20 protein-coding genes and 1 other RNA gene are annotated in these 25,210 nt (G+C 75.7%); 13 read left to right on the top strand and 8 right to left on the bottom strand.

Annotated features, from left to right (window positions below; translation table 11 throughout):
• Positions 1-236 precede the first annotated feature (236 nt).
• The gene (locus ACFY00_RS00745; RefSeq protein ID WP_388025814.1) at positions 237-671 is read left to right on the top strand and encodes a hypothetical protein; all 435 of its coding nucleotides are present in this window, start codon (positions 237-239) and stop codon (positions 669-671) included.
• Between the two features lie 104 nt (positions 672-775).
• Here ACFY00_RS00745 and ACFY00_RS00740 read toward each other — a convergent pair whose 3' ends face one another.
• On the bottom strand, positions 776-1,333 hold the full coding sequence (locus ACFY00_RS00740; RefSeq protein ID WP_388025812.1) for a heme-binding protein: 558 nt from the start codon (positions 1,331-1,333) through the stop codon (positions 776-778).
• 238 nt (positions 1,334-1,571) lie between these two features.
• Here ACFY00_RS00740 and ACFY00_RS00735 point away from each other — a divergent pair, with 238 nt between their 5' ends.
• The 5 genes from ACFY00_RS00735 to ACFY00_RS00715 all read left to right on the top strand — a co-directional run bounded on the left by ACFY00_RS00735 (position 1,572) and on the right by ACFY00_RS00715 (position 7,052).
• Positions 1,572-2,774, top strand: coding sequence for a sensor histidine kinase (locus tag ACFY00_RS00735; protein ID WP_388025809.1), 1,203 nt, complete (start codon positions 1,572-1,574; stop codon positions 2,772-2,774).
• Between the two features lie 118 nt (positions 2,775-2,892).
• The gene (locus tag ACFY00_RS00730) at positions 2,893-3,522 is read left to right on the top strand and encodes a response regulator (RefSeq protein ID WP_388025808.1); all 630 of its coding nucleotides are present in this window, start codon (positions 2,893-2,895) and stop codon (positions 3,520-3,522) included.
• Positions 3,523-3,793: 271 nt separating this feature from the next.
• Entirely contained in the window at positions 3,794-4,705 is a 912-nt protein-coding gene (locus ACFY00_RS00725) for a carbohydrate ABC transporter permease (protein WP_388025805.1), read from the top strand.
• On the top strand, positions 4,702-5,589 hold the full coding sequence (locus ACFY00_RS00720) for a carbohydrate ABC transporter permease (RefSeq protein ID WP_388025802.1): 888 nt from the start codon (positions 4,702-4,704) through the stop codon (positions 5,587-5,589). Before ACFY00_RS00725 ends, ACFY00_RS00720 begins: the two co-directional genes overlap by 4 nt.
• A 68-nt stretch (positions 5,590-5,657) precedes the next feature.
• Positions 5,658-7,052 carry an ABC transporter substrate-binding protein gene (locus ACFY00_RS00715; RefSeq protein WP_388025799.1) on the top strand — a complete coding sequence of 465 codons (1,395 nt, stop codon included), beginning with the start codon at positions 5,658-5,660 and terminating at the stop codon, positions 7,050-7,052.
• Between the two features lie 79 nt (positions 7,053-7,131).
• Here the strand turns inward: ACFY00_RS00715 and rnpB are convergent.
• From rnpB to ACFY00_RS00700, 3 genes are all read right to left on the bottom strand, one after another.
• Positions 7,132-7,532, bottom strand: an RNA gene (rnpB, locus tag ACFY00_RS00710) — RNase P RNA component class A.
• A 103-nt stretch (positions 7,533-7,635) separates the two neighbouring features.
• Entirely contained in the window at positions 7,636-9,099 is a 1,464-nt protein-coding gene (locus ACFY00_RS00705) for a DHA2 family efflux MFS transporter permease subunit (protein ID WP_388025798.1), read from the bottom strand.
• A gap of 102 nt (positions 9,100-9,201) precedes the next feature.
• The gene (locus tag ACFY00_RS00700) at positions 9,202-10,656 is read right to left on the bottom strand and encodes an RNB domain-containing ribonuclease (RefSeq protein WP_388025797.1); all 1,455 of its coding nucleotides are present in this window, start codon (positions 10,654-10,656) and stop codon (positions 9,202-9,204) included.
• A 175-nt stretch (positions 10,657-10,831) separates the two neighbouring features.
• On the opposite strand from ACFY00_RS00700, the gene ACFY00_RS00695 reads away from it, so the two are divergent.
• Together ACFY00_RS00695 and yaaA are read left to right on the top strand one after the other, a co-directional pair.
• Entirely contained in the window at positions 10,832-11,338 is a 507-nt protein-coding gene (locus tag ACFY00_RS00695; RefSeq protein WP_388025795.1) for a DUF3995 domain-containing protein, read from the top strand.
• Positions 11,339-11,534: 196 nt separating this feature from the next.
• Positions 11,535-12,335 (top strand): peroxide stress protein YaaA, encoded by an 801-nt coding sequence (gene yaaA, locus ACFY00_RS00690; protein WP_388025793.1) that lies wholly within the window; start codon positions 11,535-11,537, stop codon positions 12,333-12,335.
• 155 nt (positions 12,336-12,490) lie between these two features.
• Here yaaA and ACFY00_RS00685 read toward each other — a convergent pair whose 3' ends face one another.
• From ACFY00_RS00685 to ACFY00_RS00675, 3 genes are read right to left on the bottom strand one after another with little or no spacing between them, the layout of a single operon-like run.
• Positions 12,491-13,720, bottom strand: a complete 1,230-nt coding sequence (locus tag ACFY00_RS00685) for a bifunctional RNase H/acid phosphatase (protein WP_388025791.1) — start codon at positions 13,718-13,720, stop codon at positions 12,491-12,493.
• Positions 13,721-13,724: 4 nt separating this feature from the next.
• A complete protein-coding gene (locus ACFY00_RS00680; protein ID WP_388025790.1) occupies positions 13,725-14,468 on the bottom strand; it encodes a zinc ribbon domain-containing protein in 744 nt (247 codons plus the stop codon).
• Positions 14,469-14,506: 38 nt separating this feature from the next.
• Positions 14,507-15,343: a Nif3-like dinuclear metal center hexameric protein gene (locus ACFY00_RS00675; RefSeq protein ID WP_388025787.1), complete on the bottom strand. Its 837-nt coding sequence runs from the start codon at positions 15,341-15,343 to the stop codon at positions 14,507-14,509.
• Between the two features lie 522 nt (positions 15,344-15,865).
• Here ACFY00_RS00675 and lanL point away from each other — a divergent pair.
• From lanL to ACFY00_RS00660, 3 genes are all read left to right on the top strand, one after another.
• A complete protein-coding gene (gene lanL, locus ACFY00_RS00670) occupies positions 15,866-18,739 on the top strand; it encodes a class IV lanthionine synthetase LanL (protein WP_388025785.1) in 2,874 nt (957 codons plus the stop codon).
• Between the two features lie 139 nt (positions 18,740-18,878).
• A complete protein-coding gene (locus tag ACFY00_RS00665) occupies positions 18,879-20,828 on the top strand; it encodes an alpha/beta hydrolase family protein (protein ID WP_388025783.1) in 1,950 nt (649 codons plus the stop codon).
• A gap of 576 nt (positions 20,829-21,404) precedes the next feature.
• Positions 21,405-21,557 (top strand): hypothetical protein, encoded by a 153-nt coding sequence (locus tag ACFY00_RS00660; protein WP_388025782.1) that lies wholly within the window; start codon positions 21,405-21,407, stop codon positions 21,555-21,557.
• 139 nt (positions 21,558-21,696) lie between these two features.
• Here the strand turns inward: ACFY00_RS00660 and ACFY00_RS00655 are convergent, their stop codons facing one another.
• A complete protein-coding gene (locus ACFY00_RS00655; protein WP_388025779.1) occupies positions 21,697-22,776 on the bottom strand; it encodes a Zn-dependent alcohol dehydrogenase in 1,080 nt (359 codons plus the stop codon).
• 185 nt (positions 22,777-22,961) lie between these two features.
• On the opposite strand from ACFY00_RS00655, the gene ACFY00_RS00650 reads away from it, so the two are divergent.
• Together ACFY00_RS00650 and ACFY00_RS00645 are read left to right on the top strand one after the other, a co-directional pair.
• Positions 22,962-24,356, top strand: coding sequence for a M48 family metalloprotease (locus ACFY00_RS00650; RefSeq protein ID WP_388025776.1), 1,395 nt, complete (start codon positions 22,962-22,964; stop codon positions 24,354-24,356).
• Positions 24,357-24,472: 116 nt separating this feature from the next.
• A complete protein-coding gene (locus tag ACFY00_RS00645; RefSeq protein ID WP_388025774.1) occupies positions 24,473-25,150 on the top strand; it encodes a class I SAM-dependent methyltransferase in 678 nt (225 codons plus the stop codon).
• Positions 25,151-25,210 lie beyond the last annotated feature (60 nt).

The following is a 25,210-nucleotide window of genomic DNA, read 5'->3' as shown; positions in this document are numbered from 1 at the left end:
GGTCGGTCCGGCGCGCACCTCCCCGCGGCGGCGGCCCGGGCGCCGTGGGAGCGGCGCTGTGACCGGTGAACACAGCGGCGCGGCTCGGGGCGACCCGGTGCCGGACGGCCCGGCGGGGGCGGCGGCGGGGGCGGCGGCAGGGCCGCGGCGTTCACCCGTACGGAGTCGCCCGAATGCCCGGAGGCCGCCGGTGCCGGAGGGTCGGGGACAAGACCTGCTTCGGCCTAGGAGGTTCCATGAGCTCGTCTGTCGGTCCGACCGCAACCCCGCCGCCCGCGGGCGCCACCCACCGGCCTCCCAACAGGGGCTGGGTCTCCGGGATGGTGCTGTTCGCCGGTGTGATCATGCTGGTGGGCGGCATCCTGGAGGTGTTCCGCGGCATCATGGCGATCGCCGAGGACGACGTCTTCGTCACCACGCCCCGGTACGTCTTCAGGTTCGACCTGACCTCCTGGGGCTGGATCCACCTGGTGATCGGCGTGCTGATCGCCCTGGTCGGCTTCTTCGTGATCAAGGGGGCGGCCTGGGCCCGGATCGCCGGTATCTTCCTGGTCTCGCTCGGCCTGATCGGCAACTTCCTGGATCTGCCGTACTACCCGCTGTGGTCCATGGTCATCATCGCGCTGGACGTGTTCGTGATCTGGGCGCTGGCCGTCTACCGGGAGGACTGAGCCGGGCGGACGCCAAGGGGCCCCGTGGCCCGCTCCGGCTCGGAGCGGGCCACGGGGCTCTGCGCCGGGCCGTGGGGGCGGCCGACGGCGTCACCCTCGGCAGGTCACTTGTCGAGGGCCGCGACACCGGCTTGGGCGAACTGCTCGTCCTGGTCGGCGCTGGGGGCGCCGGCCACGCCGACGGCCGCGATCGGGGCGCCCTTGACCTGGACCGGGGCGCCGCCGCCCAGGAACAGGGTGCCGGGGATGTCCTTCAGGTTCGGGGCCTGGGCCAGGCGCTTGACCAGCTCGGAGGTCGGCGCGTTCCAGGACACCGCGGTGTAGGCCTTGCGCTCGGCCGACTCGAAGGACTGCGGGCCGGCGCCGTCGCCGCGCAGCTCGACGATCACGTTGCCGTTGCGGTCGACGACGGCGACGGAGATCTTCTGGCCGGCCTTGGCGGCGGCGTCCAGGCTGGCCTGGGCGGCCTTGGTGGCGGCCTCGACCGTCAGGTGGGTGGACTGGAAGGTGTTCTTGTTCTGGACGTCGGAGGTGACCGCGGTGGCGGGGGCCGCGTTCGGGGTCTCGGCGCTGGCGGTGACGGCGCCGACCACGCTGGCTCCGACCGCGGCGACCGCGACGGCACCGGTGACGACGCGGGTGCGGGTGCTCAGCTTCTTCATTTTCGGCTCCTGCTTCTGTCTTCTGTCTTCGGGGACCGGGTCTCGGTCCGGCGCCGGATCCCTGTGCTCCCCGGCCTCGCCCTCCATGTTTCGCCCCGGCACCCCCTCCCCGGATCGGCGAACCGGCTCGCTCCGCGGAGCATGATGGAGGACATCCGTGTCAACCGATCGGTGGATGTGCGGGCCGCCGTCCCGGTCCACCATGCGAAGGGAGCACGGAGGAACGGAGGAGCCCGCCATGGTGCGTCCACCCCTGTCCCGGGCCGCGGACCCGGACGCGGGCTGGCTGACCGTCGTGATGCGGCTGGCCTTCCTGCTGCTGCTCGGCACCTCGCTGACCAGGTACCTGACGCACCACCTGGCCAGCCCGCTGACGCCGTGGGTGGTGGGGCTGAGCCTGGCGCTGGCCGTCGGCCACCTGTCGGGACTGTCCGAGCGGCGGCAGGCCTGGCTGGCGGCGGTGCTGGCGAGCTGGGCGGTGCTGGTGCTGATGGCGCCCAGCTTCGCCTGGTGCGCCGTCCCGCTGGTGTACACGGTGCTCCGGGCGCTGCCGCCGCGCGCCGCGATCCCGCTGGTCACGGCGCTGACGGTGCTGGTGGTGGTCTCCGAGCTGCGGCTGCCGGGCGGCTTCGACCCGACGATGCTGCTGCTGCCCCCGGCGGTCGCCGCGCTCGCCACCGCGGTGTTCCTGTACATGCAGCGGCAGGGCGCCCGGCAGCGCAAGCTGATCGTCGACCTGGTCCGCACCCGGCGGGAGCTGGCCGCGGTCGAGCGCCGCCAGGGCGCCCTCGCCGAGCGGGAGCGGCTGTCCGTCGAGATCCACGACACCCTCGCCCAGGGCCTGTCCAGCCAGCAGATGCTGCTCCAGGCCGCGGAGCGGACGTGGCGGCAGGATCCGGCGGCCGCCCTCGGCCACGTCCGGACGGCCGCCGCGATCGCCGCGCGGAACCTCGCGGAGGCCCGCCGCTTCGTCCACGACCTCGCCCCGGCCGACCTCGCGGAGCGGGGCACCCTGGAGGCCGCCCTGCAGGCCCTGGCCGACCGGGAGGCCGCCGAGAGCGGCCTGGCCGTCCGCTTCCACCTGGACGGGCAGCCCGCCCCGATGCCCGCCGCCGCCCAGTCCGCCCTGCTGCGGATCGCCCAGGGCGCGCTGGCGAACACCAGGGAGCACGCCGGGGCCGCGCACGCCTCGATCACCCTCTCCTACCTGGGCGACCAGGCCGTGCTGGACGTCGCGGACGACGGCCGCGGCTTCGCCCCCGCCCTGGTCGGCCGGCTCGGGCGCGACGAGCGCACCGACTGGGCGGCCGGCGGCAGCCGGGGCCACGGCCTGCCCGCGATGCGGGCCCGGCTGCGCCAGCTCGGCGGCACGCTCACCGTCGAGTCCGCCCCGGGCGAGGGCACCGTGGTCTCCGCGGCCATCCCGCTGGCGGGCCGGTGAACCGCGGGGCGGCGCGCCGCCGGTCGGTGCACCCCGGGGCGGCGCGCCGCCGGTCCCGTCCGGACGCCGGCGGCGCCGGTAGCGTCGGCCGACGGCGGCGACACGAGAGGAGCGGTTCATGAACGACACCGTCCGGCTGGTCATCTGCGACGACCACGCCATGGTCCGGGCCGGGCTGCTGGCCCTGCTGTCCAGCGACCCGGCGGTCGAGGTGGTCGGCGAGGCCAGCACCGGGGAGGAGGCCGTCTCGCTGGCCGCCGCCCTGCGGCCGGATGTGGTCCTGATGGACCTCCAGCTCGGCGAGGGCATCGACGGGGTGGAGGCCACCCGGCGGATCCTCGCCGGACCGGGCGCGAGCCACGTCCTGGTGCTGACCACCTTCGACACCGACACCGACATCAGCCGGGCGATCAACGCGGGCGCGACCGGCTACCTGCTGAAGGCCGAGAAGCCGGAGGAGCTGTTCGCCGCCATCCGCGCCGCCGCGGCGGGCCGCCCCGCGCTGTCCCCGCCGGTCGCGTCCCGGGTGATGGCCCAGATGCGCTCCCCGCTCCCCCAACTCACCGACCGCGAACAGGACATCCTCGACCAGCTCGGCCAGGGCCTGGGCAACAAGGAGATCGCCCGGGCCCTGTTCATCAGCGAGGCCACGGTGAAGACCCACCTCGGCCGGATCTACGCCAAGCTCGGCGTGGACACCCGCTCCGGGGCGGTCGCCATCGCCAAGGAGCGCCGCCTGCTGCGCTGAAACCCCGTCCGGCCCCGCCCCTTGACGACCGAACAGCTTCGGACACCGCCTGCACCGGCCCAACGGACGTGGTGCGTACCGGACCTGACGAACGATCGGTTCCCGGGAGGTGCAGAAGGGGCGGAAGTGGGGTAGCCACACGGGGCCCGCCCTTTCTGACGCGAACGCGTAAGAAAGGCGCCACCCGCCGCTCACCCCACCCTCGCCGGCCCGTCGTCCGGGCGCGACACGGTTTGGCCGGAACCGACGTCACGAAAGGCGGACGCGCACCATGCCGACCGCACCACCCCCGGCGGCGCGCCCGCGCCGCCTCGGGGAGCACGGGCTCGCCTGGGCCTTCCTGCTGCCCTCCGTCGTCGTCCTCGTCCTGTTCGTCGCCTATCCGCTCGGGCGCACCCTCTACCTCAGCGCGCACGCCAACGACCTGTTCGGCGCGCCCTCGCGGTACGTCGGCTGGAAGCACTACGCCGACCTGCTGGCCTCCGCCGAGTTCCGCGACACCCTGCTCACCACCGCGCTGTTCGTGCTGCTCACCGTCGTCCCCGGGGTGCTCGGCGCGCTGGTGCTGGTGCTGCTGCTGGAGAACCGGATCCGCGGCGTCCGGCTGCTGCGCTCGGCCTTCGCGCTGCCGTTCGCCTTCTCGGTGGCCAGCGCCTCGGTGGTCTTCTCGGTCTTCTACAACCCCGCCAGCGGGGTGCTCAACGGCCTGCTCTCCCAGCTCCACCTGGGCCCGGTCGGCTGGCTCACCGACTCCCGGTACGCGCTGCTGTCGGTCGCCGCGGCCACGGTCTGGATGAACCTCGGCTACAACGTGCTGGTGCTGTCCGCGGGCATCGGCTCGATCCCCGACGAGATCACCGAGGCCGCCCGGCTGGACGGCGCCTCGGGGCTGCGGCTGGCCCGCTCGGTGACGGTGCCGCTGCTGGGCCCCAGCCTGTTCTTCCTGGTCGTGGTCTCCACCGTGAACGCGCTGCAGAGCTTCGGCCAGATCCACGTCCTCACCCGGGGCGGCCCGGACGGCGCCACCCGCACCCTGGTCTACTCCGTCTACCAGAAGGCGTTCGCCTACGGCTCCAGCGACTTCGGCACCGCCAGCGCCCAGGCCGTGGTGCTGCTGGTCGTCGTCCTGGCGTGCACCGCCCTCCAGTTCGGCGTCCTGGAACGGAAGGTGCACTACGCGTGACCGCCACCCTCACCGGCACCGCCGCGCCCGCCCCGGCCCGTCCCGCCCGTCGGCGCCGCCGCCACCCGCGCGCGCTGCTGGGCAGGTCGCTCGTCCACCTGCTCCTGCTCGCGGCCGTGCTGACGGTGCTGTTCCCCGTCTACTACGTGTTCGCCGGCGCGTTCATGCGCCCCGACGAGATCGCCTCCTACCCGCCCGCCCTGGTCCCGCACGCGCTCACCGGGCGGAACTTCTCCGGCGCCGTGCACGCGGTGCCGCTGGCCCGCCAGTACGCCAACTCGGTGCTGGTGGCGGGCACGGTCACCGTGGCGCAACTGCTCACCTCGGTGCTGGCCGCGTACGCCTTCGTCTTCCTGCCGGTGCGGGCCCGCCGGGTGGTGTTCGGCGCGTTCCTGGCCACCCTGATGGTGCCGTGGGAGGCAGTGGTCATCCCCAACTACCTGACGCTGTCCGGCTGGGGGCTGGGCAACACCTACTTCGGGCTGGTGCTGCCGTTCCTGGCCTCCGCCTTCGGGACGTTCCTGCTGCGGCAGTCGTTCCGGCAGTTCCCGGCCGAACTGCGGGACGCCGCCCGGATCGACGGGGCCGGGCACTGGCGGTTCCTGTGGCGGATCCTGGTGCCGCTGAGCCGCCCGACGCTGGCCGCGCTCGCCGTGTACGTGTTCCTGTCCGCCTGGAACCAGTACTTCTGGCCGCTGATCATCACCCGCACCGCCGAGATGCAGACCCTGCAGATCGGCCTGTCCACGCTGCGCGACTCCGAGATGGCCGACCCCGGTCTGATCCTGGCCGGGGTGGTGCTGTCGCTGCTGCCCACGCTGGCGCTGGTGCTGTTCGGCCAGCGCTTCCTCGTCCGCGGCCTGACCACCGGCGCCGTGCGCTGACCTCCTCCGCTCCCCGCTCGACTCTCCGGCACCCACCCTCGTAGCAGCTCGTAGAAGAGAGAAGACCCGTGAAGAAGAGTGCCCGCGCGCTCGCCGCCCTGCTGGTGTCCGGCCTGGCCCTGACGGCCTGCACTTCCGGCGGCTCCGGCTCCGGCGGCTCCGGCTCCGGCGACGCCGCCGCGCCCGCCGCCTCCGCCCTCGACCAGGCGTCCGGGGTGACCACCGTCGAGTTCTGGCACTCGATGACGGGCAAGAACGCCGAGGCGCTGACCGCCCTGGTCACCGAGTTCAACGCCGCGCACCAGGGGAAGATCGAGGTCAAGCCGGTCTTCCAGGGCTCGTACGACGACCTGGTCGCCAAGTACAAGGCGTCCGTGCAGCAGAAGGCCACCCCGGCGCTGGTGCAGGTCTACGACATCGGCACCCGCTTCATGATCGACTCCAGGCAGACCGTCCCCGCCCAGGCCTTCGCCGACCGGGACGGCTACCCGCTGGACGACCTGCAGCCCAACATCCGCAACTACTACTCGATCGACGGCAAGCTCGCCTCGATGCCGTTCAACTCCTCGGTGCCGCTGCTCTACCTGAACACCGACGCCTTCACCGAGGCCGGGCTGGACCCGGCGAAGCCGCCCACCACCCTGGCCGAACTCGGCGACCTCGCCAGGAAGCTCACCAAGAAGGACGGCGGCGGACAGACCGTCCGGTACGGCTTCGGCGCCGCCGTCTACGGCTGGTTCGTCGAGGAACTGCTCGCCGAGTCCGGCTCGCTCTACTGCGACCAGGGCAACGGCCGCAGCGGGAAGGCCGCCAAGGTCTCCTTCGACACCGCCAAGGGCGCCGAGATCGTCCAGTGGTGGGCCGACCTGGTCAAGGGCGGTTACGCGGCCAACACCGGCCGCCAGACCACCGACGCCCAGGCCGCCTTCAAGGCCGGCACGGTCGCCATGCACCTGGAGTCCACCGGCGTGCTGCGCGGCTACACCGAGGCCGCCAAGTTCACCGTCGGCACCGCCCCGTTCCCCAGGACCGCCGCCGACGACCGGGGCGGCCCGGTCATCGGCGGCGCCTCCCTGTGGATCTCCGGCCCCGGCCACTCCGCCGCCCAGCAGCGCGCCGCCTGGGAGTTCGAGAAGTTCCTCACCGCCCCCGCCCAGCAGGCCGCCTGGCACACCGGCACCGGCTACTTCCCCGTCAACACCAAGGCCCTGGACGTCGCCGCCGACCAGCAGTGGGTCGCCAAGTACCCCCAGTTCAGGACCGCCATCGACCAGATGGCCGCCACCAAGCCCACCCCCGCCACCGCGGGCTGCCTGCTCGGCGTCATGCCCCAGGCCCGCAAGGGCGTGGAGACCGCGATCGAACAGACCGTCTCCGGCTCCAAGACCGCCCAGCAGGCCCTGTCCGACGCCGCGAAGGAACTCCAGCCCGCCATCGACGACTACAACAACGCCGTCGGCTGACCCCCTCCGCCCGTCCCGGTCCGCACGCCGAAGGGCCCGGCCGCGCTGCTGCGCGGCCGGGCCCCTGAGCCGGAGGCGGCGGACGAGTCGGCCTGTACGCCGGGTTCTGTCTCCCGGGCCGCTCGCGCGGGCCGGGGAGGCGGCCATCCATCTAGGGCTGCCGTTGCCGACAGCCTCGTGCGGTCTACCCGCGAGCTCGGGCGAGCAGCCCTCGAACACCCGCGCACGGTGCCCGGGGGCACCGATCTTGACCTTGCTCCGAGTGGGGTTTACCGAGCCGGCCGAGTCACCTCGGTCGCTGGTGGTCTCTTACACCACCGTTTCACCCTTACCTGCCGCCGGAGCGGCAGGCGGTCTGCTTTCTGTGGCACTGTCCCGCGGGTCACCCCGGGTGGGCGTTACCCACCACCCTGCTCTGTGGAGCCCGGACGTTCCTCGGCGGGCCCCGTAGGGACCCGACGCGACCGCCCGGCCGGCTCGTCCGCCGTACTGGCCATCGTAGCCGCTCCACGGCGCGCCCCCGCACCGCGGGGCGCGCGGGCCCCGCGGCGGGACGGTCGGCGGGCGCGCCCGGCGGAACCGGTCAGTGCGCGCGCCCGGCGGTGTCCTTCCGCGGGGCGGTCGCGGGCCGGTCGAGGCGGGCGGCGACCCGGGCGGCGGTGGCGGCCGCCCAGGGGGTGGTGGTGAGCAGGCCCAGCAGCAGGACGGTCAGGCCGAGGCCGGTGACGATCCACCAGCCCGCGTGGGTGGCGGGGGTGAAGCCGCCCGCCGAGGCGACCGCGCTGGTGACCACGGTGCCGATCACGGCGACGCCGAGCGACTGGCCGACCTGGCGGCTGGTGGAGGCGACCGCGGCGGCCACCCCGGCCTGGGCCAGCGGCATCCCGGAGACCGCGGAGTTGGTGATCGGGGCGTTGACCAGGCCGAAGCCGACGCCGAACAGGGCGTACGCGGGCAGCAGCAGGAGCGCGGAGGAGTCCTCGGTGAGCCGGGTCAGCAGCAGTCCGCTGGCGGCGATCGCCGCCCCGGCCACCAGCAGCGGCAGGCGCGGGCCGCGTCCGGCCACGATCCGGCCGGAGAGCGGGGCGGCGACCAGGGTGAGCCCGGCCGTCGGGAGCGTCCACAGGCCCGCCACCACCGGGCTGTAGTGGCGGACGTCCTGCAGGTAGAGGGTGTTGAGGAAGAGGAAGCCGCCGAGCGCCGCGAACGCGCACACCGCGGTGACGGTGGCGCCGGTGAACGGGGCGCTGCGGAAGAACCGGGGGTCGACCAGCGGGTCGGCGACCCGGCGCTCCCAGAGCGGGAAGGCGACCAGCGCGCCGACGGCCAGCGCGGCCAGCGCGAGGATGCCGGGCGAGGTCCAACCGCGGCCGGGGCCCTCGATGATCGCGGCGGTGCCGCAGCCCAGCAGCACCACCATCAGCAGCTGCCCGACCGGGTCGAGGCGGCGGGCCCGGGGCGCCCGGGACTCCGGCACGTGGCGGAAGGTCAGCAGGCAGGCGAGCAGCCCGACCGGCACGTTGATCAGGAAGATCGACGGCCAGCCCGCGGTGTCCACCAGGAAGCCGCCGATCAGCGGGCCCAGCGCCATGCTGACGCCGATCACGCCGCCCCAGACGCCGATCGCCCGGGCCCGTTCCGCGGGGTCGGTGAAGGTGTTGGTGATGATCGACATCGCCACCGGGTTCATCATCGACCCGCCGACCGCCTGCACCGCCCGGAAGCCGATCAGCCAGCCGAGCCCGGGCGCGAGGCTGCACAGCAGCGAGCCGAGCACGAACAGCACCAGCCCGGTCATGAACACCCGCTTGCGGCCGATCCGGTCGGCCACCGAGCCGGAGAGCATCAGCAGCGAGGCCAGCACCAGCGTGTAGGCGTCGATCACCCACTGCAGGCCGGAGGCGGGGGCGTCCAGGTCCTTCTGGATCGCGGGCAGGGCGATGTTCACGACGGTGTTGTCCAGGCCGACGATGAACAGGCTGAGGCAGCAGATGGCCAGGATCAGCAGCCTGTGACGACGGTCCGGCACGGTGATCGGTCGGCTCATCGTCCGATCATCCCACCAGCTCATGAACGCTTCCTGGGACCGGCGGACCGGCGAACTGGCGGGCCGGCCGGGCCAGTGGACCGGCCCCGGTGCTCCCCGCGGCTATCCGTCCGCCGCCAGCGCGAAGCGGACGGTGCGGCTGGCCGGATCGGCCAGGGTCAGCCGGACGGTCACCCGGTGCCCCAGCGGCAGCCGCCCGGACGCGTCGCACTTGGCGACCACCGCCGGATCGCGCAGCTGCACCGTCCCGACGGTGGGGCGGCGCTCGTCCACGTCCACCACCACCGCCTCGAACTCCTCCCCCTCCCGCCCGCGCAGCAGCTCCGTCTCCACCAGGTCCACGCAGGCCCGCTCCACCTCGTGCGCCCGCCGGTCACCGGACTCCATCAGCCCCGGCACCAGCGGCAGCGCGTCGCGCACCCAGCCCGGCACCTCGGTGCCGCCCGCCACCGCCGCACAGACCTCCAGCGCGTACCGGTCGCCGAGCCGGCGCAGCGGCGCCGTGCAGTGCGCGTACGGGGCGGCCAGCGCCGCGTGCACCGGGTCGGCGGGCGGGGCGGTGCCGCGGGCGGTGTCGAAGGCGCGGTAGCCCGCGCCGCGCAGCAGGCCGGTGCACTCGTTGAGGAAGGCCGCGTCGGCGGTGCGGTTCGGGTCCAGCGAACGGATCAGCGCCGGGTAGGGCAGGCCCTCCGGCCAGTCCACGCCGAGCGCGGCGGCGGTGCGGCGCAGCCGGGCGTACGCGGACTCCGGGGCCGCGGGCAGGGTGCGCAGCAGGCCGATCCCGGCGTCCAGCATCAGCTCGGCGGCGGCCGTGCCGGTGAGCAGCGAGACCTGCGCGTTCCAGCCCTCGGCGGGCAGCGGCGCCCGGTAGCCGAGCCGGTAGCCGCCGTCCTCGGCCGTCACCTCCTGCTCGGGGACGGGCAGGCTGACGCCGCCGCGCCGCTGCTCCTGCGCCTCGCGCAGGGCGCCGATCTCGGCGAGCAGGCCGAGCTGCCCGTCGGCGGTGCCCGCGTCGATCCGGGCCTGGACGCCCGCGTAGTCGAGCCGGCGGCGGGAGCGGACCCGGGCCCGGCGCAGGTCCGCCAGGACGAGGGCGCCGTCCGCGTCCAGGTCGAGCTGCCAGAGCAGGGCGGGCCGCAGCTCGCCGGGCAGCAGGCTGGCCGCGCCCTCGGACAGCCGGGCCGGGTGCAGCGGCACGTTCCCGTCCGGGAAGTACAGCGTCTGCACCCGGTGCCCGGCCTCGGTGTCGATCGCCCCGCCCGGGATGACGTACGCGCCGACGTCGGCGATCGCGTAGTGCACCCGGTAGCCGGTGCCGCGCCGGGACAGCTGCATCGCCTGGTCCAGGTCCCGGGAGCCCGGCGGGTCGAGGGTGAACAGGTCCAGGTCGGTGGCGTCGAACTCCGGCAGCCGGGGCAGCGCGGCCGCCCGGTCGGCCTCCGCGAGCACCTCCGGCGACCAGTCGGTGCGGATCTCCAGACGGGTCCTGAGGTCGGCGAGCTCGGTGTTGATCCTGGCGGTCTGGGCGGCCCGGACGCTGAGGTGTCGGCGCGGCATGGTCGCAGCGTAAGCGGCGGTAGCGTGGAAGGCGCGCTGAAACAGCCGCGAAGGCGGTTGTGGCGCACGGGGATTGGCCTTCGGGAGGGGTGGGGAGCACGTGACGGTGCGGACGGGGACGGGTTCGGGTTCGGGGCAGTCGGCCTGCGACGGGTGCGGGTGCGGGTGCGGGGACGTGGGGGCGGGCGCGGCGGCGGACGTGGGGGCGGGCGCGGGCCCGGGCGCGGCGGCGGGCGCGGGGGCGACGGCGGCCGGGCGCGGGGTGCGGCGCACCGCGGTGGCCGTGGCGGGCACGCTCGCGGCGGTCGGCGGGCTGCACGCGCTGTGGGCGCGCACGCCGTGGCCGTGCCGCAGCCGCGCCGAGTTCGCCGACCTGGTGGTCGGCACCACCCCCGAGCAACTGCCCTCCGCCGCGGCCTGCCTGGGGGTGGCGGGACTGCTCGGCACCGGCGCCTACCTGGTCGCCGCCCGCGGCGGGGCCCTCCCCGCCACCGGCCCCCGCTGGCTCCGGACGGCGGGCACCGCCGGGGTGGCGACCGTCCTGCTGGCCCGCGGCCTGGCCGGCCCCCGGCTCCTCACCGACCGCAGCCCCCGCTTCGTCCGCCTCGACCGCCGTCTCTACGCGCCGCTCTGCACCGCCCTGGGCGCCGGCGCAGCGGTGGTCGCCGCCCGCGGCCGGTAGCGGCCAACGCCCGGCCCCAGAACGGCGCAGGGCCCGCACGGACAGCGGTAGGGGCCCCGCTCCTCCGTCCCGAGCCTCCGTTCTCCCGTCCCGAACCTCCGCTCCCCCACCCGGGGCCCGGGGATTCGGGGTGTGGGCGGGCGGGTCGTTAGGGTGGTCGGGTTCGGGTGCTACAGGTTGTTGAAGGGGTGTCGCCGTGCTGGTTCTGCTGCCGCCGTCGGAGGGGAAGGCCGCGCCGGAGGCGGGTGCACCGGTGGAGTTGGCGGAGCTGTCGCTGCCGGGGCTGACCGGGGCCCGGCGGCGGGTGCTGGAGGCGCTGGTGGAACTGTGCGCCGGGGACGGGGACCGGGCGGCGGAGGTGCTGGGGCTGAGCAAGGGGCTGCGCGGGGAGGTCGACAAGAACGCCGGACTGCTGACGGCGGGGGCCCGCCCGGCGGGTGAGGTGTACACCGGGGTGCTGTTCGACAACCTGGGCCTGGCCAAGCTGGACGAGGCCGCCTACGCCCGGGCCGAGCGTTCGCTGCTGGTCTTCTCCGGCCTGTGGGGCGCGGTGCGGATCGGCGACCGGATCCCGTCCTACCGCTGCTCGATGGGTGTGAAGCTGCCGCCGCTGGGGGCCCTGGGCCCGTACTGGCGGGGCGAGTTGGACGCGGTGCTGCCGGAGGCCGCGGACGGCGGGCTGGTGCTGGACCTGCGCAGTTCGGCCTACGCGGCGGCGTGGAAGCCCGCGGGCCCGGTCGCGGGCCGGACGGTGACGGTGCGGGTGCTGCAGGAGCGCGAGGTGGACGGGGTGCTGAAGCGCTCGGTGGTCTCGCACTTCAACAAGGCGACCAAGGGCCGCCTGGTGCGCGACCTGCTCGCGGCGGGCGCGGAGCCGACCGACCCCGGCGAACTGGTCGACGCCATGGAGCAGTTGGGCCACCGGGTGGAGGTCTCGGCGCGCGGCACCGAGCGCAAGCCGTGGCAGCTGGACGTGGTGGTGACCGACGTCCACTGATCAGCCCGGCGGGCATCGGTCACCCGCCGGGCATCGGCCACCCGCCGGGCATCGGTCACCCGGCGAGACTCGGCCGTTCGACGATCATCGGACGCCCGACGAACGTCAATTGCTTGACGTCCGCCAACTGACTGACGTCCGCCGCCCGGCAACCCTCAACGCAGGTGCGAGGTGTCGTTGAGCAGCCGCAGCGAGGCGTTGCCGTCGCGGTAGTACTGGACGGCGCAGAGCGAGGCCGCGGACAGTTCCATCCGGTGCACCGCGTCCGGCGGGGCGCCCAGGGCCAGCCGGACCAGGGTCTTGATCGGGCTGACGTGCGAGACCACCAGCACGGTCTGTCCGGCGTACCGGGCGATGATCCGGTCGCGGGCCTGGGCGACCCGCTGGGCCAGGGTGGTGAGGGACTCGGCGCTGCCGGTGGGCTTGGCCTTGGCGGAGCCCAGCCAGGTGGTGAGGTCGTCGGGGTGGCGTTCCATCACCTCGGCGAAGGTGAGGCCCTCCCAGGCCCCGAAGTCGAGTTCGCGCAGGCCCTCCTCGATCCGCACCTCCAGGCCGAGCAGCCGGGCGGTGGCCTCCGCGGTCTGCCGGGTGCGCAGCATCGGGGAGGCGACCACGGCCTGCACGGTGCCGCGGGCGGCCAGCGCCTCGGCGGCGCGTTCGGCCTGCCAGCGGCCCTTCTCGGAGAGGCCGGGGTCGCTGCCGGTGCTGCCGGAGAAGCGCTTGTACGGGGTGAGCGGGGTCTCGCCGTGGCGCAGCAGCACCAGGGTGGTGGGGGTGCCGAGGTCGGCGGGCCCGGCCCAGCCCGCCCGGGGGGCAGCCCCTGCGGTCCCGGCCGCCCCGGCAACCCCGGCCCCAGCAGCCCCGGCAGCCCCGCCGATCGCGACGCCCGCCGTGGGCAGCGGTTCGTCGGTGGCGGCGGCGGTGGAGACGACGGGCGCGACGGGCCGGGGGGCGGGCTCCCACTGGCGGCCCTGCCGCCCCGCGTCCATCGCCTCGTTGGCGAGCCGGTCGGCGTCCTTGTTGCGCTCGCGCGGGATCCAGTCGTACGTGACGTTCCCGGCGGGCAGGACGCCGCGGGCCTCGGCGGCCAGCGGCCGCATGTCGGGGTGCTTGACCTGCCAGCGCCCGGACATCTGCTCGACGACCAGCTTGGAGTCCATCCGGACCGCGACCCGGGCGTCCGGGTCGAGGTCGCGCGCGGCCCTCAGCCCGGCGATCAGGCCCCGGTACTCGGCGACGTTGTTGGTGGCGTGGCCGATGTACTCGGCGGCCTCGACCAGGATCTGCCCGGTGTCGGCGTCGCGGACCACCGCGCCGTAGCCGGCCGGCCCCGGGTTGCCCCGGGAGCCGCCGTCGGCCTCGACGACGTACTTGGCGCCCGCCACCGGATCAGACGCCCGACTCGCCGGTGCGGACCAGGATCCGGCCGCAGTTCTCGCAGCGCAGCACCTTGTCGGCGGGCTCGGCCTTGATCGCGTTGAACTCGGTGATCGAGAACTCGGTGCGGCAGCCCTCGCAGCGGCGCTGGTAGAGGCGGGCCGCGCCGGTGCCGCCCTGCTGCTCGCGCAGGCGCAGGTAGAGCTTCATCAGGTCGGCGGGGATGACGTTGGCGACGGCCTCGCGGTCGCGGCGGACCTTGTCGGCCTCGGCGTCGATCTCGGCGAACACCGCGTCGCGGCGGGCCTCGGCCTCGGCGACGACCACGGAGGAGTGCTCCAGGCGGGCGGTCAGCTCGGTGACCCGGGTCTGGGCGGACTCCAGGCGCTCCATCACCTCCAGGACGATGTCCTCCAGGTCGCCCTGGCGCTTGGCCAGCGAGGCGTTCTCGTGCTGGAGGTTCTCCAGGTCCTTGGGGGAGCTGACCGCGCCGGAGTCCATCCGCTGCTGGTTGCGGGCGGCCCGGGCGCGGACCTGCTCGACGTCGGCCTCGGCCTTGGCCTGCTCGCGGGTGGTGTCGCCGAGCTGGGCCTGGGCGGCGACGACCAGGTCCTTGAGGGCGGTGTGGTCGGCGGTGGCCTTGTCGATCTCGGCGTGCTCGGGCAGGGTGCGCCGCCGGTGGGCCAGCTGGTCGAGGCGGGAGTCGAGGGCCTGCAGGTCGAGCAGGCGGTTCTGGTCGGCGGGCGCGGCGTTCACGCGGCAGGGCTCCTGTTGAGTTGGTTCGGCGGGAGGTTTCAGGGGGCGTACGGCATCGGCGCGTGCGCCGTCCACGGGTCGGTGACCCGGGTGGAGACGCGGGTCTCCAGCGGCCAGCCGCGGCTCTCGGCGCGGCCGGTGAGCTCGCGGGCGGCGAGGGTGAGCCAGGGCCACTCGGTGGCCCAGTGCGCGGCGTCGACCAGGGCGACCGGGGCCGCCTCGGTGGCTTCGGAGGCCGGGTGGTGCCGCAGGTCGGCGGTGACGTACGCGTCGACGCCGGCCTTGCGGGCCTCGGCCAGGAAGGAGTCGCCGGAGCCGCCGCAGACCGCGACCCGGCGGACGGGCCGCTCCGGGTCGCCCGCGGCGCGGACGCCCGCGGCGGTGGCGGGCAGTCCGGCGGCGACCTGCGCCGCGAACGCGGCCAGCGTCATCGGCTGCGGGAGTTCGCCGATCCGGCCGCTGCCGCGGCGGCCCGCCGGGTCGGTCGGGTCGGCCACCAGCGGGCCGGTGACCTTCAGGCCGACGGCCTCGGCCAGGGCGTCCGAGACGCCGGGGTCGGCGTGGTCGGCGTTGGTGTGCGCGACGTGCAGGGCGATGTCGTGCTTGATCAGGGTGTGCACCACCCGGCCCTTGAAGCCGGTCGCGGCGACCGTGGTGGTGCCGCGCAGGTAGAGGGGGTGGTGGGTGACCAGCAGGTCGGCGCCCCACTCGACGGCCTCGTCCACCACGGTCCGCACCGGGTCGACGGCGAACAGCACCCGGCGCACCGGGGCCTCGGGGTCGCCGCAGACCAGGCCCACCGCGTCCCAGGACTCCGCCCACTGCGGGGGGTAGACCTCTTCGAGCACGGCGATGACGTCGGAGAGTTTCGGCACCTGTCGAGACTACCGCGTGCCACGGCCGGGCCCGGTCCCGCTCCCGGCGGGCGGACCGGGGCCGACCGTCGTACACGTGCACGTCAACCCGGCGGGGGGCGGCGGACGGGGGCTCCGACCGCCCTCCGACCGGCCCCGGGAGCGGGGGCGGCCGGTGGCCGCGCGGTGCGCCCTGGTCACACGCCCCGGGGCGAACGCATTCGAAAACGAAACCGGATCACCCTTACGGGTGAAGTGACCCGGCCGGTGTTGAGTCGCACCCTCCCCGAAAGTAACTTCTAGTCCTGCGAACGAGAGTTGCCTCGACAGGGGGGGTCGAAAAAGGCGACCGGCCGGAATTCCCGCGCAACGGCGCGTGGAATCCCACGGGGAGACCGTGGAATTCGGCGGGCGCCGCCGAGGCTCTCGTGACTTCCGCAGACCGTTCGGTCGAGTCCACCGCGAAGGGGTGTGAAGCAGATGGGGGCGGGCACACCGCTGCGCGGGGCAGGGGGGCCGGGTCCGGTCGACGACGAGCCGGGTGTGGACGGCACGTTGGTGGAGGTGGCGCGGGCGGCCGTGACCGGCAGCAGGGCCCGGGGAGGCGGCGGCGACTGGACGGTCGCGGTCGAGGGCTTCTGGTGCACGGTGCGGCCGTCCGGCCGCGAGCTCCCCGCCCGGGGCTGGAAGCTGCACGTCAGCGCGGCCTCCTCGGTGGCGGTCGAAGTGCTGTCCGCGGTCGCCGCGGCGGTCGCCGACGACCCGTGCGCGTTCAGATTCACCGCCGACCGGAAGAAACTCCACGGAATCAATTCCCGGAACAGCGCACGCGGATCGGCCGGGAAATTCGTCACCGTCCACCCGAACGACGACGAGCAATTCCGGCGGCTCGCCGAGGAACTCCACCTCGCCACCGCGGGAATGCCCGGGCCGGTGATTCCCTCCGACCGCCCGTACCGTCCCGGCAGCCTGGTGCACTACCGCTACGGCACGTTCGCCGGACGGTCGGTGCCCGGCAACGACGGCGCCTACCGCTCGATGCTGCGCACCCCCGGCGGCGCCCTGGTCGAGGACGTCCGCACCGCCGCCTACCGCCGTCCGTCCTGGGTGGTCGACCCCGTCGAGGGGGCGGGATCGACCACCGTAGGAGCGGGAGCGGGATCAGGAGCGCCGGGCGCCCGGGTCGTCCAGGTGCCCGCCCAGCCCGGGCCGGGCGCCCGGCGCCCCGGCGGCGTGCTGCTGGACGGCCGCTGGGCGCTGACCGCCGCGCTGCGGCACAGCGCCAGGGGCGGGGTGTTCCTGGGCAGCGACCGCACCACCGGCGCGGAGGTGGTGGTCAAGCAGGCCCGGGCGCGCATCGAGGTCGACCGGGCCGGGGCGGACGCCCGCACCGCCCTGCGGCACGAGGCCGAACTGCTCGACCGGCTCGCCGACAGCGGTCTCACCCCCCGGGTGCACGCCCTGGTCGAGCAGCGGGACTCGCTGTTCCTGGTCCGGGAGCGCGTCCCCGGCCAGGCCCTGGGCAGCTGGGTCGCGGCCCGGCTGCGCCGCGACGGCACCCCGGACGTCCGCTGGGCCGAGGCCGGTCCGCTGGCGCTCGCGCTGCTCGACCTGGTCGAGCGGGTGCACCACCGCGGGCTCGTCCTGCGCGACCTCTCCCCCGGCACCGTGCTGGTCACCCCGGAGGGGGACGTCCGCCTGGTCGACCTCGAACTCGCCGTCCCCGCCGGGGTGACGGCCGGTTCCGCGGGCACCCCCGGCTACCGCGCCCCCGAGCACTCCGGCCCGCACCGCACCGGACGGGCCGCCCGCAGCACCGACCTGTACGCCCTCGGCGGCCTGTACTTCCTGCTCGCCACCGGCCACGACCCGCTGCTGCCCGACGACCTGCCGCAGGCCCGCCCGGTCGCCGACCGGCTGGGCCGCTGGCTGGCGCTGGCCGCCCGCGAGGGGGAGACCGCCCGCCGGCTCGCCCCGCTGGTGCTCGGGCTGCGTGCCGAGGCCGCCGACCGGCGCTGGAGCCTGGAACGCGTCCGCACCGCGCTCGCCGCCGGACCGGCCACCGCCACCGCTGCCGCCGGCACCGGCACTGCCGCCGCCGTGCCCGTCGCCCCGTCCGCGCTGGACCGGCTGCTGCACGACGGCCTGCACGACCTGACCCGCGGCGCCACCCCGCAGCGCCGCGACCGGCTCTGGCCGACCGTCCCGAACGGCCTGCTCACCGACCCGTGCAACGTCCAGCACGGCGCGGCGGGCGTCCTCGCCCTGCTCGCCCTGGCCGCCCTCGCCCCGCTGCCCGACCCCGTCCGGGAACGCGCCCGCGCCACCGCCGCCCTCGCCGCCACCTGGATCGAACGCCGCTGCGCCGCCGAACCCGTGGTCCTCCCCGGCCTGCACTTCGGCCGGGCCGGCACCGCCTGGGCCCTGTTCGACGCCGCCGACGCCCTCGCCGACCCCGGCCTCGCCGAACGCGCCGCCGCACTCGCCGCGAAACTCCCGCTCGACCGGCCCAACCCCGACGTCTGCCACGGCACCGCCGGAGCGGGCCTCGCCCAGCTCCGCGCCCACCGCGCCACCGGCGCCCGCACCTTCCTCGACCGCACCGCCCGCTGCGTCCGGCACCTGCTCGCCGCCGCCCGCGAGGAACCGTACGGGACGGTCTGGCCGGTGCCCGCCGACTTCGACTCCGCCCTCGCCGGAACCACCCACCTCGGCCACGCCCACGGCGTCGCGGGCGTCGGCACCTTCCTGCTCGCCGCCGCGGCCGCCCTCGCGGACAGCGGCGACCCCTCGTTCGCCGCCACCGCGGCGGAGGCCCGCGCCGCCGCCGACCGCGCCGCCCGCACCCTGGCCGCCACCGCCCGCCACGAGGGGCCCGCCGCGTGGTGGCCGCAGAGCCACGGCGACCCCGACCACGTCCGCCTCGCCCACTGGTGCAGCGGCTCCTCCGGGGTCGGCACCTTCCTCGTCCGGCACTGGCTGGCCACCGGCGACGGGACGTCCCGCCGACTCGCCCTGGCCGCCGGGCAGGCCGTCCTGGACGCCCGCTGGCACGGCGGCGTCAGCGCCTGCCACGGCCTGGCCGGGAACGGCGAGTACCTCCTCGACCTCGCCGACGCCACCGGCGAGGCCCGCTTCCACCGGGGCGCCCACGAACTCGCCGCCCTGATCGCCGCCCGCACCTCCCTGCGCGATGGCCTGCTCGTCCTCCCCGACGAGACCGGCACCACCGCCACCCCCGCCTACGGCACCGGCACCGCGGGCCCGCTCGCCTTCCTCCTCCGCCTCCGCCACGGCGGGCCCCGGATGTGGAGCGCCCCTGCGGCGGCCCCGCCAGCCCCCCTGCCAACCACCCTGCCAACCACCCCGCCAACCGCCCCGTCAGGGGCCCGGGGAACGGCGGGTCCGAGCTGCTGACGGCCGGAGCCCACCGAAGGTCCGAGCTGCTTCGGGCCGTAGTGACAGCACCCGAAGCCAATGCGCGCCCGTAAGCAGCCCCGGCCCGCCGTCCCCGGCCCCCGATCGTTCCGACCCGTCTGCCGAAAGGTGATCCCCGATGAGCACGCAGACCGTGCACCTCGCGCTGCGGCGGCTCAGCTTCACCTTCGCCGGTGACGGCTCGCACGCCGCGTGCCTCGCCGCCGGGGCCGACGGCGGGTGGTACGCGGAGAGCTGGCGCCTCCCGGCGGACGGTCCGGCCGTGCCGACCGCACTGTCCTCGGAGGAGGGGCTGCGGGCGCAACTGCTGGCGCTGCCGGACGGTCGGGTGCTGGTGTGCCGGCACGACGGGGACCGGCACGCGCTGGTGCTGCTGGCCGCCGGGGAGCCGGAGGTGCCGTTGGCGGCGCTGCGGCTGCCGGGGCTGCGGATGCTGGCGGTGCCGGGTGGGGCGACGGCGGGGGGCGCTCCGGTCGCGGTGCTGCTGGGGACGGACACCCGCCCGGTGACGACGGTGTGGCTGCTGGCGGCGGACGGGTCGGCGCCGCGGGAGGTCGCGCAGTTGCCGGGGCTGCACGGCGGCGGGGTGTGGCTGGACGCGGCGGGGCGGTTGCTGGCGTTGGACCGGGTGGTCGGCGGGATGGTGAAGACCGTCGTGCTGGATCTCGAACTGGGCACCACCACAACGCTGTTGGAGCTGGGCGAGAGCAGCAACGACCGGCTGGTGCTGTTCGATCCGACGACCGGTTTCGGGATGCTGCGCAGCGACGCGCCGGGGGTGGACCGGCTCGGCTGGGCACTGATCGGCGGCGGCGAGCCGGTCCGCTTCCCGGACTGTCTACACCAGCCGGGGCGGCTGCTGCGTCCGGTGGCGGCGGCACCCGGCGCGGAGCCGGGCGCGGAGCCGCAGGTGGTGCTGCAGGTGGACCACGGGGCGGCGTCGGCGCTGGTGCTGTGGCGGGCGGGTGAGAAGCAGGTGCGTCCGCTGCCGGTGCCGCCGGGCCGGTTGGGAGCGGTGGGGCACTGGTCGGCGGCGGGGCTGCGGATGCCGTACTCGGCGCCGGACCGTCCGGCCGCGCTGGCCACGCTGGACGTGGCGGCACTGCTGGCGGCGGAGCCGCTCCCGGCGGGCGCTCCGGTCGCGCTGCCGTTGCCGCTGGCGCCGCTCAACTCCCCGCCCCCGCAAGCCTCCCCGCCCCCGCAGTTCCCGCAGCGGACGGGTCCGGCGTCCCCGGTCGGCTGGCGGCTGGACGGGTCGGCGGAGCCGGGGGACGGCGGCCGGTGGCGGTCGGCGCAGTGCCTGGAGCTGGCCGGTCCGGCCGGTCCGGTGGAGGCGGTGGTGTACGGCGGCGAGTCGTGGCTGTCGGCGCCGCACCTGGTGCTGGCCTTGCACGGCGGCCCGGCGGACGCCTGGCGGCTGGAGTTCGATCCGGCGCTGCAGCGGATGGCGGCGGACGGGCTGGCGGTGCTGGCGCCGAACCAGCGCGGTTCGACGGGGTACGGGCCGGAGTTCGCGATGGCGATCCGCGGCGCGTGGGGCGGGCCGGACCTGGAGGACGTGCTGGCGCTGCTGGAGGGCGTGGCGGGGCAGCGGGCGGCACTGGGGCTGGAGCCGCCCGCGCTGTTCGGGGTGAGCTACGGCGCGTTCCTGGCGCTGCTGGCGGCGGCGCACGCCCCGGTGGGGTCGGTGGCGCGGTGCGCGGTGGTGGCGCCGTTCCTGTCGGGCGGGCGGCTGCTGGCGGAGGCGGCGGCCCCGGTGCGGGCGCTGACCACCCGGCTGGGCGGCGACCGGGAGATCGACGACGCCCGCGGCCCGCGCGACGTGCTGCGGATGGCGCACCGGCTGCACGCGCCGCTGCTGGTGGTGCACGGGGATCGGGACGAGGTGGTGCCGGTGGGCCAGTCCCGTTCGCTGCGGCACGAGTTGCTCCGGCTGGGACGGGTGGAGGGCGTGGACTTCCGGTACGTGGAGGCGGCGGGGGCGGGGCACGAGGTGCTGGCCGAGGAGGGCGCGGCGGCGGTGCACGAGCTGCTGGCGGGCTTCCTGCGCACCGGCCGCCCGACCTGACGGCCCGATCACCGAACACCCAGGCTTCCCGCGCGCGCCGTGCGCGCGGGAGACGGGCACGACCCTCCCACCTGTTCGTCCTGCTTGTGGACCAGGAGTTGCCGTGCGTGGGTCGTCGGTCGCGCTGACGGTGTCGGTGCCGCTGCTGGTCGCGGCGGTGGAGTGGACGGTGCTCGGTACGACGGGGCGGCTGCCCGCGGGGGCGGTCGCGGCCCGTGCCGAGGCGGTGGTGCGGCTGGACGGCGGCCGGGTCCGCGCGGTCGGCACCCACGCCGTGCTGCTCGCCGACCCGGCCTACCGGGCGACCCTGTCGGGCGCGGCCCCGGACGAACCGCGGGACGGGAGGGACCGGGGGCACGGGGAACGGCGGGCCGTAGGAGCAGGACCCGAAGCACCGACACGCAACGGCACGCACCAACAGGGAACCGCCAGCGGGGGTTCGGTAGGCTCCGCTGGTGTTCGGCCGTTGTCGTGGTCCCGTACGGGCCGCCGCGAGGACGGCCGGTTGCGTGCTGCCCGGGTTCCGTCGGCAGCACGTCCGTTGACCGTTTCCTTCGCACGGAGAGGACCGACCTGATGTCCGAGTCCATCGACGACAGCACCGAGCACGGCCACCGCGCGCCGGGCGCCGACGAGACCGCCGAGGGCGGGGCGCACGGACGGCACCGCGGTACCACCGCCCACGACGACGCCCCGGAGGCGGACCCGCACGGCCGCCACCGCCGCTGACCGCCCGCAGGACCTCCCGGTAGGAACCACAGAGGCCACAGAGGCCACAGAGGCCACAGGAACCGCACCGCACCCGCCAGCGCCCCTCCCTCGTCAACGTCCTGACGGGGGACGGGGACCGGGGACGGGGCGCCGCGCGTCAGTCCGTGAGCAGGACGGTCCGCAGCGCCTCCCCGGCCCGCATCTGGGCGATCGCCTCGTTGACCCGGGCCAGCGGCAGCCGGTGGGTGATCATTCCGGCGAGGTCGAGCCGCCCGGCCCGCCACAGGTCGATCGCGAGCTCGACGGTGCGGCGGACGTCGCCGCCGCCGTACATCGAGGGCAGCAGGCGCTTCTCGTTGAAGAAGAGTTCGCCCATGCTGAAGGAGACCTTGTCGTCCTGGGCCCCGGCGCCGATCACCACGACCGCGCCGCCTCGGCGGGCCGCGTCGTAGCCGGCCCGGACGGTGGCGGCGCGGCCGACGGCCTCGAAGACGTGGTCGTAGCCGCCGGCGGGCAACTCGCGGGCGGCGTGCTTGAGTTGTTCGGGGGCGATGGCGTCGGTGGCGCCGAAGCCGAGGGCGCGTTCGCGGCGGGAGGCGACGGGGTCGACGACGGTGATCCGGGTGGCGCCGCTGATCCGGGCGCCCTGGACGGCGGCGATGCCGACGCCGCCCGCGCCGATCACGGCGACGGTCGAACCGGCCTCCACCCGCGCGGTGTTGACGACGGCGCCGAGTCCGGTGGTGACGCCGCAGCCGATCAGGGCGGCGAGTTCGTGGGGCAGGTCGTCGGGCACCGGGATGACGGCGTCGGCGGCGACGACGAGTTCCTCGGCGAACGCGCCGGTGCCGTAGAAGCCGTAGGCGTCGGTGTCGCCGCCGATCCGGAAGGCGGGGGTGCCGAGGCGGCGGATCGAGGCGGTGCACAGGTGGGTGCGCCCGGCCCGGCAGGCGGGGCAGCGGCCGCACGGCGGCATCCAGCAGAGCACGACCCGGTCGCCGGGGGCGAGACCGGTGACGCCCGGGCCGACCTCGACGACGTCCCCGGCGCCCTCGTGGCCGGGCACGAAGGGGGCGGGTTGCGGCAGGACCCCGGCCATCGCGGACAGGTCGGAGTGGCAGAGGCTGGCGGCCCGCACCCGGACCCGGACCCGACCGGGCCCGAAACCGACGGCTTCGACGTCGTCGCGGACGTCCAGGGTGTCCTGTCCGGTCTGCTGCAGGATCGCTGCGCGCACGGGCTGCTCCCAGGGGATTCGGCCGCCGGTTGACGGCGGGGTGCTCGGCCGCCGGTGACGGCACCCGGTGGAACGCGTTCCACCACGGCCGCCCCTGTATAGCGCATCCCCCCGCACCCGGCGAGCGGTTCGGGCACCGACCCGCTCCCCCCCCCGGACCGTCGGCTGGGGCAGGACCCGCCGCCGTGTCCACTGCCGAAACCCCGGCCGCCACGGCCTCCGCCACCCCGGCCCCCACCATCCCCACCCAGGCCACCTCGGCCACCCCGACCACCCCGGCCGCCGAGCGCTGCCCCCGGTGCGGGGCGCCGGTGGTCCCGCAGGAGCACTTCCCGACCTGGTGCCCGTCCTGCGAGTGGAACCTGCTGCCGCCCGAGCCGTCCCTCGACAGCCTGCCGCTGCGGGCCCGGCGCCGGGCCGAGCGGGAGAAGCGGCGCGAGGAGAAGCGCCGCCAGGAGGTCAGGGACCGCACCGAGCAGGTGTTCCGGCTGGTCGCGGAGGGCGGGTCGGATCTGCAGCACAGCGCGTCGGTGGGCGCGTTCCTGCTCGCGGGGGCGGTGCACCTGGTGTCGCTGGCGGTGCTGCTGACCGGCGTGTCCCTGGTCGTGGGGTGGCCGCTGGGCGGCTGGCCGGCCCGGGTGCTGGGGGTGATCGCACTGGCGGTGGCGTTCCTGCTGCGTCCGCGGCTGGGCCGCCCGAAGCGTTCGGGGGTGCTGACCCGGGAGGCCGCGCCGACCCTGTACGGGCTGGTCGACCTGGTCTCGGCGGAGTTGGGCGCGCCGAAGGTGGACTCGATCGTGGTGACCTCCGCGTTCAACGCCTCCTTCGGCACGTACGGGCTGCGCCGCCACCGGCAGTTGGAGATCGGCCTGCCGCTGTGGACGGTGCTCACCCGGCAGCAGCGGGTCGCGGTGCTCGGGCACGAGATCGGGCACTGCGTGAACGGGGACGTCCGGCGCCGCGTGTGGACGGGTTCGGCCGTCCGGGCGCTGGACGAGTGGTACGTGCTCACCTACCCGGCGCGCGACAACGAGACGAGCGCCAACCTGGTCGTCGCCATCGCCTCCGCCGTCACCGTCCTGGTGCTGGGCGCGCTCAACCTCGGGGTGCGGGCGCTCAGGAGGCTGATGCACCGCCTGCACCTGCGCAGCGGGCAGGCGGCCGAGTACCGGGCCGACCTGATGTCCGCGCGGCTGACGTCCCCGCGGGACGCGCGGGGCGCGCTGCAGGCGACCTTGAGCGAGGGCACGCTGGACGCGGTGCTGACCCGGCAGCGGGCCCTGCCCCGGGCCGGCGGCCGGGCGGCGCGGGCGGCCGGCCCGATGCCGGGGCTGTGGGAGGCGCTGGCGGAGGCGGCCCGGTCGGTCCCGCCGACCGAGGTGGAGCGCCGGGTGCGGCTGTCGGAGCGGGAGGTGTCCGCCACCGACGTCTCGCACCCGCCGACCTACCTGCGGCTGCGGCTGCTGGCCTCGGCTCCCCCGGCCGACCGTCCCACGCTGGTGCTGGACGCCGGGCGGAACGCCCTGATCGAGGCGGAGCTCGCACCGAGCCGGTCCCGGGTCGCCGCCGAACTGCTGTAGCCGCCCCGCACGCCCCCGCACGCCCCCACCCCCGTCGCGCACGGCCCGCGACGGGGCCGTTCCTACCATCCAGTAGGGTCCTGGGGCAGCCACCCCCGGCCCGGCAGGAGCGCCCGATGACCGACCCCACCCCCGCCGCCGCGTCCCCGCAGCCCGTCCCGGACGCGCAGGTCCTGGCCGCGTTCCGGGCCGCGACCGGTTTCATGCCGGAGGACGAGGGCCTGGCCCTGTACGCGGCGGCGCTCGACGCGGCCGGGCGCACCGGGCTGCCGCTGCTGGAGATCGGCACGTACTGCGGGCGCTCGGCGATCCTGCTGGCGGACGCGGCCCGCCGGGCCGGGACGGTCGCGCTGACCGTCGACCACCACCGCGGTTCGGAGGAGCAGCAGCCGGGCTGGGAGTACCACGACCCGTCGCTGGTCGACCCGGAGGTCGGCCTGATGGACACCCTGCCGCGGTTCCGCCGCACCCTGCACGCGGCGGGCCTGGAGGAGCACGTGGTGGCGCTGGTCGGCCGCTCGCCGCAGGTCGCGGCGGTGTGGCGGGGTCCGCTGGCCCTGGTGTTCGTGGACGGCGGGCACACCGACGAGCACGCGACCGGCGACTACGAGGGCTGGGTGCCGCACCTGGCCGCGGACGGCCTGCTCGTGGTGCACGACGTCTTCCCCGACCCGGCGGACGGCGGCCAGGCGCCGTACCGGGTGTACCTGCGGGCGCTGGCGGAAGGCTTCGAGGAGGTGTCGGTGACGGGCTCGCTGCGGGTGCTGCGCCGCGCCGCCGCGGCCTCCGACTGACTCGCGTCGGAGGCGTCCGACCCCGTTCGGGAGCGGAATTCCCGGGCCCGGACGGGAACG

The organism is Kitasatospora sp. NPDC001540 (assembly GCF_042894345.1).
Taxonomy (GTDB): Bacteria; Actinomycetota; Actinomycetes; order Streptomycetales; family Streptomycetaceae; genus Kitasatospora; species Kitasatospora phosalacinea_C.
Note: the sequence above shows the minus strand (reverse complement) of the source record. Positions and strands in the feature narration are given on the sequence as shown.